The organism is Pantoea sp. C1E2, assembly GCF_056491465.1.
In genome coordinates, this window is record NZ_JBSZHT010000002.1 from 1,055,000 (window position 1) to 1,068,919 (window position 13,920).

Genomic DNA, 13,920 nt, shown 5'->3' on the forward strand with positions numbered 1-13,920 from the left:
GTTTATAACATTAACACCGTAAGCGAAGAGGATAAATCAATGCAACAACGTCAACTGGGCAGTCAGGGATTACAGGTTTCAGCACTAGGATTAGGCTGCATGGGCATGAGCTTTGCCTATGGTCAAAATGATGAGAAGCAGGCGTTGAACACGCTGGCACGTGCGTTTGAACTTGGCGTCAATTTCCTCGATACCGCTGAAGTGTATGGCCCTTTCACCAATGAAACGCTGCTGGCGAAAGCGATTAAAGGCCGTAGCGATATCAAAGTGGCCACCAAGTTTGGTTTCCGCATCACCGATCATGGGGAGGGCTGGGAGCGCATTACCGGTGCCAATAGCGAACCGGCGCATATCCGCCGCGCCGTGGAAGGTTCACTCCAGCGCCTGGGTGTGGAAGCCATAGAATTGCTTTATCAGCATCGTCTCGATCCAGCCGTGCCGATTGAGGATGTGGTGGGCGTGATGGCGGATCTGGTGCGTGAAGGCAAAGTGAAGTATCTCGGCTTATCCGAAGTCTCATCGGCCACCTTACGCCGTGCGCAGGCGGTGCATCCGATTTCGGCCCTGCAGAGCGAATACTCACTGTGGACGCGTGATCCGGAGCAAGAGCTTCTCGCCACCTGCCGTGAGCTAAATATCGGATTTGTCCCTTACAGTCCGTTAGGCCGAGGCTTCCTCACCGGTAAATTCCCGGCGGCGGCCACGCTGGCGGAAGATGATTTTCGTCGCTACCTGCCGCGTTTCCAGCAGGATGCACAGGCGCATAACCAAAAGTTAGTGAATCAGCTATCAGAGATGGCTGCAGGTTATGATGCGACGGCGGCACAGTTGGCGCTGGCGTGGGTGCTGGCCAAAGGTGAGGATATCGTGCCAATCCCTGGTGCCAGCAAAATCGCCAATCTGGAACAAAACTGTGCTGCGGCCGCGCTTACTCTTCATTCCGCGGATATGACGGCACTGGACACGCTGTTCAATCCACAAAATGTTCAGGGTGAGCGCTATAACGAAAGTGAATTCACCCTGGTCGATCGCTAATTTTTAGCCCTTCAATCACAAAAAAACAGGCTCAGGTGGCCTGCTTTTTTGTGTGACCTCGCTCAAAATCCAGATAAATCTGCTAAATAACGCGCGGATGTTGCTTTTTTGTAAACAGATTAACAATCAGCCGAAATGCTGCTATGCTGGCCGACGCGGAACCGGGCACCTCACCCTACTGTTTGACAGCTCAAGGGGTGTACCGGAAAGCTATACAATGAGAGCGAGGAGAACGTCGTGCTAGAAGAATACCGTAAGCACGTTGCCGAGCGTGCTGCCCAGGGAATCGTACCTAAGCCGTTAGATGCTTCCCAAATGGCCGCGCTGGTTGAACTGCTGAAAAACCCGCCAGCGGGTGAAGAAGAATTCCTGACCGATCTATTGGTCAACCGTGTACCCCCAGGTGTTGATGAAGCAGCTTATGTAAAAGCTGGTTTCCTGGCAGCTGTCACTAAGGGCGAAGCCCTCTCTCCTCTGGTTACTCGCGAAAAGGCAGTTCAACTGCTGGGCACCATGCAGGGTGGCTATAACATCCATGCCCTGATCGAAGCGCTAGATGATGAAGCACTGGCTCCGATTGCCGCTGAAGCCCTGTCCCACACGCTGCTGATGTTCGATAACTTCTACGATGTCGAAGAGAAAGCGAAAGCGGGTAACTCCCACGCGAAGAAAATTATCCAGTCCTGGGCCGATGCTGAATGGTTCCTGAAGCGTCCTAAGCTGGCAGAAAAAATCACCACCACCGTGTTCAAAGTGACCGGCGAAACCAACACCGATGACCTCTCTCCGGCACCGGATGCATGGTCTCGCCCGGATATTCCACTGCACGCGCTGGCAATGCTGAAAAACGCCCGTGAAGGTATCGAACCCGACGATGCTGGTAACATTGGGCCGATCAAACAGATCGAAGAATTGCAGAAAAAAGGCTTCCCGCTGACCTACGTGGGTGACGTCGTCGGTACCGGTTCTTCCCGTAAATCTGCCACCAACTCGGTGCTGTGGTTCATGGGCGATGACATTCCGTACGTGCCGAACAAAAAAGGCGGCGGCCTGTGCCTCGGCGGTAAAATCGCACCAATCTTCTTCAACACTATGGAAGATGCTGGCGCGTTGCCAATCGAAGTTGACGTTGATCGCCTGGAAATGGGCGATGTCATTGACGTTTACCCGTATAAAGGTGAAGTGCGCAATCACGAAACTGACGAGCTGCTGGCAACCTTCGAACTGAAAACCGAAGTGCTGCTGGATGAAGTGCGTGCCGGTGGTCGTATCCCACTGATCATTGGCCGTGGCCTGACCACCAAAGCGCGTGAAGCGCTGGGTCTGCCGCACAGCGATGTGTTCGTGCAAGCGAAAGATGTGGCGGCAAGCACCCGTGGTTATTCACTGGCGCAGAAAATGGTCGGTCGTGCTTGTGGCGTCGAGGGCGTTCGTCCTGGCGCTTACTGCGAACCAAAAATGACTTCTGTGGGTTCTCAGGACACCACCGGTCCAATGACCCGTGATGAACTGAAAGATCTGGCGTGCCTCGGTTTCTCTGCTGACCTGGTCATGCAGTCATTCTGCCACACCGCAGCCTATCCGAAGCCGGTTGACGTGACCACCCACCACACGCTGCCTGACTTCATCATGAACCGTGGCGGTGTTTCACTGCGTCCGGGCGATGGCGTTATCCACAGCTGGCTGAACCGTATGCTGCTGCCCGATACCGTGGGCACCGGCGGCGATTCACACACCCGTTTCCCCATTGGTATCTCGTTCCCTGCGGGTTCTGGTCTGGTGGCGTTTGCTGCTGCGACTGGCGTGATGCCACTGGATATGCCTGAGTCGGTACTGGTGCGTTTCAAAGGCGAAATGCAGCCGGGTATCACTCTGCGCGATCTGGTTCACGCCATTCCACTGTATGCCATCAAAGCTGGCCTGCTGACCGTTGAGAAGAAGGGTAAGAAAAACATCTTCTCTGGTCGCGTGCTGGAAATCGAAGGTCTGCCGAAACTGAAAGTTGAGCAGGCATTTGAGCTGACGGATGCCTCTGCGGAGCGTTCTGCAGCCGGCTGTACCATCAAGCTGGATCAAGAGCCGATCATTGAGTATCTGAACTCAAACATCGTGCTGCTGAAGTGGATGATCTCGGAAGGTTACGGCGATCGTCGTACCCTGGAGCGCCGTGTAGAAGGCATGCAGAAATGGCTGGCGGATCCGCAGTTGCTGGAAGGCGATGCGGATGCAGAATATGCGGCGGTGATCGATATCGATCTGGCCGATATCAAAGAGCCAATCCTGTGTGCACCAAACGATCCGGACGATGCGCGCTGGTTGTCTGATGTGCAGGGCGAGAAGATTGATGAAGTGTTCATCGGCTCTTGCATGACCAACATCGGTCACTTCCGTGCAGCGGGTAAACTGCTGGACGCGCACAAAGGTCAATTGCCAACGCGTCTGTGGGTGGCTCCGCCAACCAAGATGGATGCCGCACAGTTGACCGAAGAGGGCTACTACAGCGTCTTTGGTAAGAGCGGTGCGCGTATCGAAATCCCAGGCTGCTCACTCTGCATGGGTAACCAGGCGCGTGTGAAAGACGGTGCGACAGTGGTTTCCACTTCAACCCGTAACTTCCCGAACCGTCTGGGTACTGGTGCGAACGTGTTCCTGGCTTCGGCTGAATTGGCTGCGGTAGCCTCCCTACTGGGTAAACTACCAACGCCAGATGAGTATCAGCAGTTTATGGTTCAGGTTGATAAGACCGCGGCAGATACTTACCGCTATCTCAACTTTGACCAGCTGGGTCAGTACACTGAGAAAGCTGACGGCGTAATCTTCCAGACCGCTGTTTAATCGGCGCGAGGGATGAAGAGGGGACGATGCGAATCGTCCCCTTTTTTTATGCACTTTTTTCCTCAGGCATGACCTGGCATAATGCGAGCGCGATCCCACTTTATTCAGCGCGCTACGCACAAAATGCACCTAACCGGTGCTGCTCGTCGCGCCATTAGCTACACGAGGCAAACCCATGGAGTATGAATTTTTGCGTGATTTGACCGGGCAGGTCAAAGTGCGTATGTCGATGGACCACGAAGCAGTGGGACACTGGTTCAATGAAGAAGTCAGAGATAATCTGGGTCTGCTGGATGAAGTGGAAGCGGCGGCGCGGGAAGTCAAAGGCACTATTAATCAGTGGCAGCGTGTCGGGCATGAGTACACCATCTGGCTGGATGAAGAAGAAGTCATGATCCGAGCCAACCAGCTGGCGCTGGAAGATGATGGCATGGAAGAGGGCATGACGTATTACGATGAAGAGAGCCTGTCATTTTGCGGTGTGGAAGATTTCCTCGCGGTGATTGCGGCGTATCGTCAGTTTCTGGCAGGAAAATAACCGAAAAAATCTCGCACGGGCCGTAGCGGCGCAATGTATTACGCTCACCACGGCCACGGTGCTTCCTCAGTTACCGCCGCTACCGTTTATACAGACATCAAACGGTGGCAATCGGTGTCGCCGGTGAACCCACCGCGCCCGGCAGCCGTAGCGGTGGGGCGGTGAGCAGAAACGCATGGCGTTGATGATGCGCCAGCCAGTCCGCCAGCGGGCTGAGTAACATCAGCTCACCGAGATATACTCCCAGCCGGAAAAGACACAAATCATGCAGCGGATGTGATGGATAAAAGTCATCGTTCATCGGGCGTGCCGGTAAAATCTCTACCGCTGGATTATCGGCAATCAGCGCCACCACGCCGCTCTCGACGATCCAATTACGCAGTTGCTCATCACTGCCATCCAATCCGGCAAAGTGGCTGTTCAAAAACGTCATATCCGGCTCGCCCTGCATCGCCAGAATCGCTTCATCCATGCCGGTGCGGAAACAGACCATATCGCCCTGGCGCACCTCGATGCCATCCGCCTGTAAGATCTGCTGCAAATGCTGATAACCAAAGGCAAACCGCTCAGTGCCGAAGTGACGCTTGATATCAATCATCACCGCGCGGCCCTGCATGCCATGCTGCGCCACATTTTCGATACCGAGTTTCTTCGCGCCCAAATGGCTGCCGTGATCGCAGCCACATCCGCCGCGATAATCGGTTTCACCAACGATATCCACATTGGCCTTGTAGCCGTTGTAAAACACCATCTCCGGTTCGCCGTTGCCGTTGACATCAAACCACTGGCCCATGTGCGCCAGGCTGTCCCACTGTGTCGAGTATTGCAGCGCCAGCGTCACGGTATCATCGCAGATCACATCGGTGAGTTGCGGGTTATCACGCGATAACGGATAGGTCATATTGGCATGCTCGCCGCGTCGTGTGGCATTGAGCTGCGGCGGTGGACGACGAGGATTCATCGCCGTGCCGCCGGGTAAATCAAGCGGTAAACTCAGGCAAAACGTTTGCCCGGTTTTCACTTCCGCCACGCCTTCCAATACTTTCTGCGCGGTGAGTAAGTTGAGTCTACCCAGCTGATCGTCGGGACCGAAATCCCCCCAGGTGGCGTGCGCCGGGCGGTGCTTCCAGCGAGTATTCATACTTCTCTCCTCACGTTGCTATCCAGTGCCAAAGCCGATTCTGTGCCCATGGGCTGCACACGCGGCAGCCAGAATCCGTAGATCAAGGCGCCCACCACACCGATCACTCCGGCGATCTCCAGTGGGATCACAAAGGAGTGGGTGTACTGCATGATCACCCCGATCAGAATAGGCGAGATGATGCCTGCCAGATTGGCCGCCATGTTTTGAATACCGCCGATGGTGGCGACATTCGCGCGATTGGGGGCCACATCTGACGGCAGAGCCCACAGCGCGGCAGACGCAAAGGTGGCGGCGAAGTTGGCAAAGCAGAGTGCCGCCAGCGCCAGGCCAACAGTGGGGGAAAACGCTGCCAAACCGATAGTGGCGCTACCCAGCATGCCACCCACCAGCGGGATCTTGCGCGCCACGCTCAGCGAGTAGCCACGACGCACCAGCGAATCGGATAGCAATCCACCGCACCAGCCGCCAACGATCGCCGCAAGGCCTGGCAGCATGCCGAGCAGACCGAATTTCATCAGTGACAAGTGGAAGGTCTCTACCAGATAGGTCGGGAACCAGGTAAAGAAGAAGTATGAGACGAAGTTGATACAGAAGAAGCCTGCCATCATCGCCTGCACGGTGCGTTGGCCAAGCAACTGACGCACGCTCATTGGCTCGCCGGTTTGCGGATCCTGGTTGGCCTCAATGAATTCCACTTCCTCACGCGTCACGGTTTTGTGTTCGCGCGGATCGCGATACCACAAATACCACGCCAGCGCCCAGACCACCGCGACCACACCCGAGAGCACAAAGGTCATACGCCAGCCAACCAGTGCAATCAGGAAGGAGATAATTGGGATCGCCAGCGTGCCACCGATCTTACTGCCGTTGTTGAAGGTGGCAGCGGCAAAGCTGCGTTCCTGACGCGGGAACCAGCGCGTCACCGTTGACGAACTGGCGGGATAGCTGGGTGCCTCAACCGCACCAAGCACAAAGCGGAAGCCCACCAGCGCCGCAATCGAACTGGCCAGCCCGCAGGCGGCGGTGGCTAAGCCCCAGCCGAGACTGCTGACGGCAAAAGTAATTCGCGGGCCGAGCCTGTCCACCAACCAGCCGCCGGGCAGCTGGAACAACACGTAGCTCCAGAAAAACGCCGAGAGTAACAAACCGCTGTCAGTGGGCGAGAAATTTAGCTCCTGACTCATAAACGGCATGGCGACGCTCATGGCGGCGCGGTCGATGTAGTTGATAGCGATGCCGACCGACAGCACCGTGAGAATGACGAAACGAAATTTCCCTTTCGCTTTACTTGCCTGTAATGCAGCAGGTGATCCATTGGAATTCAGCGACATGTCGCCTCCAATTGTTTTTTTATTTTGTAGGGGAAACGCCGCATCAGGACGATGCGGCGGGTTTGGCACTTACGCGCCGCTTACTACGGAGTGTGGATGATGCACCTGTTCCTCATCCACGATGGGCTCGACTTTGCCCATCAGGAACAGGTAGTTAAGAATACCGATAACCACTAACACAGCAGAGAACACCAGCGCCCAGGTAAAGTGCCCGGTGGCGCCGACGATGGCGCCGGTAATGATTGGACCCACGGCACCGCCCATGTTGGAGACGGTGTTTTGCAGGCCTGCGACAATCGACACGCTGTTCTGCGGTGCCACATCACCCGGCAGTGCCCAGACCTGAGAGGCGGCAACGGTAGTACCGGATTTGGCGATACACAGCAGCAGCACGGTCATAAATACCGAATCAGTGAAAGGCGCGAAGCCGATGCACAGCGCCATCACCAGGCCAATGGTCAGGAACAGTTTGCGCGTGGCGGTCAGCGACAGCACTTTTTTGTGCACCATGCGATCCGATGCCCAACCGGCCAGTACTTCAATCACCATGCCGCAAATCAGCGGCAGCGCAGCCACCATCCCCATCTTGAGGAAATCCATGCCTTTATCTTTCACCAGATAGGTCGGCAGCCAGGTGATAAAGAAGTATGAGGTGTAGTTGATGGTGAAGAAGCCAATACACATCGCCCAGATATTGCGGTAGCGCAGCAGCTTGTACCACTTCATCGGACGCACACTTTTATCGCCGTGTTTCTGCGCCTGGCCATCACGAATAAAGCGCACTTCATCCTGACTGATCGCTTTGTGATCTTCCGGGTTTTCCGCATAGATAAAGTACCAGGCAATCACCCAGAACACACCGAGTGATCCAATCACCAGGAAGGTGATGCGCCAGTCGAACATGGCGATCATAAACACGATCAGCGGCATGGCCACGGCACCACCAAACTTCGAGGCGCTGTCGAACAGGCCTGAAACCGTGGCACGTTCGCGGTCCGGGAACCAGCGCGCGGTGATACCGGCATTGCTGGGATAGGCAGCGGCTTCACCGACGCCGAGTGCTAAACGCAGCGCCAGCAGTGATTTAAAGCCGGTCGCCAGGCCCATCGCCATGGTGGCAATCGACCACCAGGCTACTGCAATACCGAGACCTTTTTTCTGACCGAAGCGATCGGCGAACCAGCCTGCCGGGATTTGCAGCAGCGCGTATGACCAGAAGAACGCCGCCATGATAAAGCCCATCATCTCTGGATTGATGTCGAGCTCTTTAATCAAATGCGGGGCAGCCGCAGAGAGTACTGTTCGGTCAATATAGTTAATGGCGATTGCCAGCCACATCAGGCCTGCAATCCACCAGCGAACGCGGGTAGAGCGAGAGGTGTTGTTCATAATATTTTTTCACCTTCCCGGTGTCCTTCGCGCAGTAAAAGCCTTCAATCCAATCATTCACCCGCTCGTTTACTGGGGATGAATGATGTGGTCGCCGGGTTACCGCGCCAATGACTGGGGATTAAAATTTGGATTAAGTAGGGTGTTGAGAAAAATTAATCCAGCCCGTTCATAACATTTGTCGGGCGCTCGCCCTGTTTGATGCACTGCACAATCTGCGCCACGCAGCGTTCACCAATCGCACTGATGGCGCCGTCGGTGTAACCCGCGATATGCGAAGTCGGGATAAAGTTGTTGAGGGTGAACAGCGGATGTTCCGCCAGCGGTTCCTGCTCGAAGACATCGGCAGCCGCGCCAGCGATGACGTTATCCAGCAGCGCCTGATACAGATCCTGCTCGTTGACGATGCCACCGCGTGAGGCGTTGATCAGGAATGCACTCTTTTTCATACGCTTGATACGCGCAGCATCAAAAAGATTCTGGGTTTTATCAGTGAGCGGCTTGTGCAACGTGATGAAATCGCTGCTTTCGGTCAGATGATCGAGGCTGACGAATTCGATGCCATGCTCGGCGGCAAATTTTTCATCTGGATAAAAATCGAAAGCAATCACGCGCATGTTGAAGCCTTTGGCACGCAGCGCGACCTGTTTGCCGATATTCCCCAGGCCGATAATCCCCAGCGTTTTGCCATACACATCAGTGGCAAAGATGCGCGGCCAGTTGCCGGCGCGGGTTTCAATCGCAGCCTGTGTAATCTGGCGTGCGCTATTGAGGATCAGGGCAAAGGCGAAGTCGGCCACGGCATGTTTGTTGGCATCCGGCACATTGGTGACGTAAATGCCGCGTGCGCGGGTGGCATCCAGATTGATGTTGTCGACGCCCACGCCATGCTTACACACGATTTTCAGTTGAGGTGCTTTTGCCAGCAGTTCTTCGTTCACGTCGGTAAAAGCAACGATCATCGCCACGGTATCGGCCAGATGCGGCTCCAGCGCACTCAGTGGCGCATCGGCGGGCTGCGTGATCAGCTCAAAACCCTGTTGTTGCAGCGCATCAATGGGCGCAGCGTCATATTTTGCGAAAGAGGGTGAAGTACAGATAACTTTCATGGCTTTTCCCAATCCTGGTGTTGGAACGGGCAGCAATCGCTGCCCAATCGGTATTTACTGCAAATACTGATTCACGATCTGGCGGATCTTCTGCTCTTCTTCGGCAGAGAAGCTCACCGCATAGCGGCTGTTACCCACATCAGACCCCAGCAGTGACACGGCTTTCTTCACGGTGGCTGGTGGGAAACCCACGCTGTAAAGATCGGTACGCAGGCCGGTGATGTTCTCCTGTGCCTGGCGTGAACCTTCAATATCGCCCGCGTGGAAACGTGCCCAGATGGCATTGATCTCTTTCGGTGCCACGTTGGCGAGACCCGAAATACAGGCGGTGCAGCCTTCAACAAAGCCGCGATGGATCAGCGAGTCTGGGCCGGTCAGCACGTTGAAGTTCTCCATGCCTTCAGCGGCCTTGAGGAAACCGCTCAGGCTTTCATAGCTGCCCGCGCTGTCTTTAATACCAATGATGTTCGGGTGCGAGGCCAGCGCACGAACGGTTTCCGGCTGCAGGGTGTTACCGGTGCGCGCAGGGATGTTGTACAGATACAGCGGCACCTCAATCGCATCCGCCACGGCGCGGTAGTGGGCAATCAGCTCTTCCTGCTTGAGTGGCACGAAATACGGGGTGATCACCGACACCGCATCGACGCCCAGTTTGGCGACTTGCTTGCCGAGACGGATGGTTTCACGGGTAGAAATCTCACCGATGTGGGCCACAACCGGCGCGCTGCCGTTCACTTCATCGACACAGGTTTCGGTGACGGCTAATTTCTCCTGCTCGTTGAGCACAAAGAACTCACCGTTGGTGCCGCCGCAGAAAATACCGTTACCGGCGCTGAGTTGACGTTGCACCTGCAGGCGCTGTGCCACGGGATTAAACGCACCTTCGCTATCAAAGGTGGTGACGATGGCGGTTAATACGCCCTGAATTTTCTTGCTCATGATTCCCTCATTAATCCTTAGTGATTCAAAGCCGGAAACAGCGTCAGGTAGACGTTTCGTACGTCATCGGCGCTCACTTTCATCGGTACATTTTTCATCAGTCGCTGCACGTCGAGCGCGGCTTCAACCAGATACGGCAGATGATCCGGGCCGATGCCCAGTTCTTCCAGGCTGGCAGGCAGTTTGAGACGTTTTACCAGCGCGGCGAAGTACTCCACCAGCGCGTGCGATTTCGCTTCTTCATCCAGCGAAGCATCAGCGTCCGGCAGCAGATCGTAGGCCAGCGCGAATTTGCTTACGGCGGCGGGGCGCACAAAGCGCATGCACGGTGCCAGCAGAATGGCGTTCGCCACGCCGTGCGGCAGATGATATTTGCCGCCCAGCGGATAGGACATCGCATGCACTAAATGCGTACCAGCGTGGGCAATCGATGCGCCACCGTAATAAGAGGCCCACAGCATATTCAGGCGCGCTTCCAGATTGCCCGGTTCGGCGATGGTGGTCTCCAGGCTGGCAAACAGCTTTTTCATGCCGATCAGCGCATAGTTGTCGCTCACCGGATTGGACACGGTGGCGGTAAAGCACTCGATCAGATGACACAGTGCATCGATGCCGGTGGAAGAGGCGATATGCGGTGGCATGCTGGTGGTCAGTTCAGGTACCAGTGCGACATAATCGGGCAGCATCACCGGAGTAATGATGCCGACTTTGGTCTCTTTCTCTGGGATCGCCAGGATCGCGTTCGGCGTGGCTTCGGAGCCGGTACCGGCGGTGGTCGGGATCAACAGTGACGTGGTGCGGGTCAGTGGTTTCTCACCGGCCAGCAGGGCATCCAGTGTCGGCGCGCCGTCAACGCACAGAATCGACAGCAGTTTGGCGACATCCAACACGCTGCCACCGCCGACGCCAATCACCAGATCGATGTCGGTTGACGGTAAAGCAGCAACAATGGCGGCGACATCGTGCTGGCTCGGCTCCGGCGGCACGCTGTTCACAATGCTCAAACTGCTGATCTGCTGCTTCAGCTGCGCGATCAGCGACTGAACCGCTGGAATGCCTTCGATATTCTTGTCGGTGACCAGAAGCGCTTTTTCTTTACCCTGCAGTAAATAGCTGAGGTCATTTAGCGCCTGGAAGCCACTGATCACGGTGCTGTTGATATTCATTTCATACCCTTATCGCGGTTTTTTCGTACTAAATGATTAATTTTGCTCATTCAGTGCGGGTTCTGTCACTACAGTGCCTAAATTTATAGGACAAATTGATTTCAAATAATTTGATCTTGCTCACATATAATCAATCATGATTGAATATAATCAATCTCAACGCGGCGAGCTGCCGGTAGAGGAAAGAGAATGACTTCACAGCCATGGAAAACACCCGTCTTAGTGATCGCGGATGATTTTACCGGTGCCAACGACGCCGGTAGCGGACTGGCGCGAGCAGGCGCAAAGGTGCATGTGCTGTTTGATAGCAGTACAGCCCACGATGCCAGCAGCGCCGATGTGCTGGTGATCAGCACCGACAGCCGTGCAGTCAGCGCAGCAGAAGCAGCGCATCGTACAACGCTAGCATTACAGCAGCATCAGGCGATTGCCCAGGATGGCTGGCTGTTTAAAAAGATTGATTCCACGCTGCGTGGCAATCCCGGTGCAGAGATTGAAGCCGCGTTACACGCCAGCGGAAAAACCTTAGCACTGGTGGTGCCCGCCGTGCCGAAACTCGGTCGCATAACGCGTGAGGGTGAAGTCTGGATCAACCAGCAGCGTCTGACGGATACCGAATTTGCCAGTGACCCGAAAACCCCGGTGACCAGCAGCCATGTGTTAACCCGTCTGCACATGCAAAGCGATCTGACAGGTGAAACCCTTGATTTGGCGACGGTGCGCAGTGGCAAGCTGACACAGGTGCTCGCCAGTAGGCAGGGCTTAGTGGTGCTGGATGCCGAGCAGGATGCTGACATTGCGCTGATCGTGGCGGCGGCGGCGAGTTTACCCGCACGACCACTACTCGCGGGCGCTTCCGGATTAGGTGATGCCCTGGGTGAATATCTGGCGTCGCGTCCTGCCAGGCCAGTACTGGCGGTGGTGGGTTCAATGAGCGCCATCGCGCAGCAGCAAATTGCCCGCCTTGCGACCCAGCGCGACATTTGCATTATCGATATAGATATCTGTCAGCTTTTTGCTCAGCCCGCATGGCCGCAGGCCGCTGAGTGGCAGCAGGCGATGCAACAGGCGTTACGCGACGGCGCGCACTGCGTGGTGCGCACTACACAGCATGCAGAACAACGTCATGAGATCGAACAGCTGTGTCAGCAACATCAGGTGTCACGTCAGGAACTGGGAGAACGCATCTGCCTCTTCCTCGCCCAATTGACCCACAGCGTTTGCCGTCATGTCTTGCCTGCCGGGTTGTATCTTTCGGGCGGCGACGTGGCGATTGCTGTCGCACAGGCGCTCGGCGCCAAAGGTTTCCAGATTCAGGGCCTGGTGGCGGGCTGTGTGCCGCACGGGGTTCTGCTAAATAGCGAATTACACCTGCCGGTGATGACCAAAGCGGGTGGCTTTGGAGACGAAAACACCCTGGTAGAAGCCATCCGTTTCATTGAGGAGAAGTCGAGTGAATAAAATTATTGCGGTGACCATGGGCGATCCTGCAGGCATCAGCCCGGAGATCATCATCAAAGCGCTAGCGGAAGGCGACCTGGCGGGTATCCCGGCGGTAGTGATCGGCTGTGCCAGCACGCTACGTCGGGTGATGGGGCTGAACATTACGCCGCAGGCTGAATTGCGCGTACTGGACAACGTCAAAGACGCGCATTTTGCACCGGGCATCATCAACGTGATCGATGAGCCGCTGGCGAATCCAGAAGCCTTAAAACCGGGCGTAGTGCAGAAAGAAGCGGGCGATTTGGCCTGGCGCTGTGTGAAGCGCGCCACCGAACTGGCACTGGCCGGTGAAGTGCATGCGATTGCGACAGCTCCACTCAATAAAGAAGCGCTGCACTCGGCAGGGCATATTTATCCGGGGCATACTGAACTACTGGCGCAGCTGACTAACACCAAAAACTACGCCATGGTGCTGTACACCGATCACCTGAAGGTGATCCATGTGACGACGCATATCGCGCTGCGTAAGTTCCTCGACACGCTCAATGGCGATCGCATCCAGACGGTGATCGGCATGGCGGATACCTTCCTGCGCCGGGTTGGTTTTGACCATCCGCGCATTGCCGTTGCAGGGGTGAACCCGCACGCGGGCGAAAATGGCCTGTTTGGTGACGAAGAGATCACCACCGTCGCACCGGCGATCAAAGTGATGAAAGAGAAGGGCATTGATGTTTATGGCCCTTGCCCGCCGGATACCGTGTTCCTGCAGTGCCAGCAAGGCCAGTACGATATGGTGGTGGCGATGTACCACGATCAGGGACACATCCCGCTGAAATTGTTAGGCTTTTATGATGGCGTCAATATCACCGCTGGCCTGCCGTTTATCCGCACTTCTGCGGACCACGGTACGGCGTTTGATATCGCCTGGACAGGTAAAGCGAACTCTGCGAGCATGGCGATCTCCATTAAACTCGCGATGCAGCTAGCATAG

The 13,920-nt window shown here is 55.7% G+C and carries 11 protein-coding genes; 5 read left to right on the plus strand and 6 right to left on the minus strand.

From position 1 onward, the window contains the following. Positions 1-39: 39 nt before the first annotated feature. The 3 genes from ACXI0A_RS05025 (at position 40) to yacL (ending at position 4,408) form a co-directional block, all read left to right on the plus strand. Positions 40-1,035: an aldo/keto reductase gene (locus tag ACXI0A_RS05025; RefSeq protein WP_476150071.1), complete on the plus strand. Its 996-nt coding sequence runs from the start codon at positions 40-42 to the stop codon at positions 1,033-1,035. 237 nt (positions 1,036-1,272) lie between these two features. Then, the gene (gene acnB, locus ACXI0A_RS05030; protein ID WP_224932513.1) at positions 1,273-3,870 is read left to right on the plus strand and encodes a bifunctional aconitate hydratase 2/2-methylisocitrate dehydratase; all 2,598 of its coding nucleotides are present in this window, start codon (positions 1,273-1,275) and stop codon (positions 3,868-3,870) included. A 175-nt stretch (positions 3,871-4,045) separates the two neighbouring features. Continuing rightward, positions 4,046-4,408, plus strand: a complete 363-nt coding sequence (gene yacL, locus ACXI0A_RS05035) for a protein YacL (RefSeq protein ID WP_476150069.1) — start codon at positions 4,046-4,048, stop codon at positions 4,406-4,408. Positions 4,409-4,505: 97 nt separating this feature from the next. Here the strand turns inward: yacL and ACXI0A_RS05040 are convergent, their stop codons facing one another. The 6 genes from ACXI0A_RS05040 to ACXI0A_RS05065 all read right to left on the minus strand — a co-directional run bounded on the left by ACXI0A_RS05040 (position 4,506) and on the right by ACXI0A_RS05065 (position 11,486). Next, positions 4,506-5,549, minus strand: coding sequence for a cyclase family protein (locus ACXI0A_RS05040; RefSeq protein WP_476150067.1), 1,044 nt, complete (start codon positions 5,547-5,549; stop codon positions 4,506-4,508). Beyond that, positions 5,546-6,883: an MFS transporter gene (locus ACXI0A_RS05045; protein ID WP_476150065.1), complete on the minus strand. Its 1,338-nt coding sequence runs from the start codon at positions 6,881-6,883 to the stop codon at positions 5,546-5,548. Before ACXI0A_RS05045 ends, ACXI0A_RS05040 begins: the two co-directional genes overlap by 4 nt. Positions 6,884-6,952: 69 nt before the next feature. Then, on the minus strand, positions 6,953-8,272 hold the full coding sequence (locus ACXI0A_RS05050; protein WP_224932517.1) for an MFS transporter: 1,320 nt from the start codon (positions 8,270-8,272) through the stop codon (positions 6,953-6,955). A 155-nt stretch (positions 8,273-8,427) separates the two neighbouring features. Then, positions 8,428-9,381: an NAD(P)-dependent oxidoreductase gene (locus tag ACXI0A_RS05055; RefSeq protein ID WP_476150062.1), complete on the minus strand. Its 954-nt coding sequence runs from the start codon at positions 9,379-9,381 to the stop codon at positions 8,428-8,430. Between the two features lie 54 nt (positions 9,382-9,435). Then, the gene (locus ACXI0A_RS05060; protein ID WP_476150060.1) at positions 9,436-10,320 is read right to left on the minus strand and encodes a dihydrodipicolinate synthase family protein; all 885 of its coding nucleotides are present in this window, start codon (positions 10,318-10,320) and stop codon (positions 9,436-9,438) included. Positions 10,321-10,337: 17 nt separating this feature from the next. Then, positions 10,338-11,486, minus strand: a complete 1,149-nt coding sequence (locus ACXI0A_RS05065; RefSeq protein ID WP_476150058.1) for an iron-containing alcohol dehydrogenase — start codon at positions 11,484-11,486, stop codon at positions 10,338-10,340. A 189-nt stretch (positions 11,487-11,675) separates the two neighbouring features. Here ACXI0A_RS05065 and dtnK point away from each other — a divergent pair, with 189 nt between their 5' ends. Next, positions 11,676-12,947: a D-threonate kinase gene (gene dtnK / locus ACXI0A_RS05070; protein WP_476150056.1), complete on the plus strand. Its 1,272-nt coding sequence runs from the start codon at positions 11,676-11,678 to the stop codon at positions 12,945-12,947. Further along, entirely contained in the window at positions 12,940-13,920 is a 981-nt protein-coding gene (locus ACXI0A_RS05075; protein WP_224932521.1) for a D-threonate 4-phosphate dehydrogenase, read from the plus strand. The genes dtnK and ACXI0A_RS05075 overlap by 8 nt, the downstream gene beginning before the upstream one ends.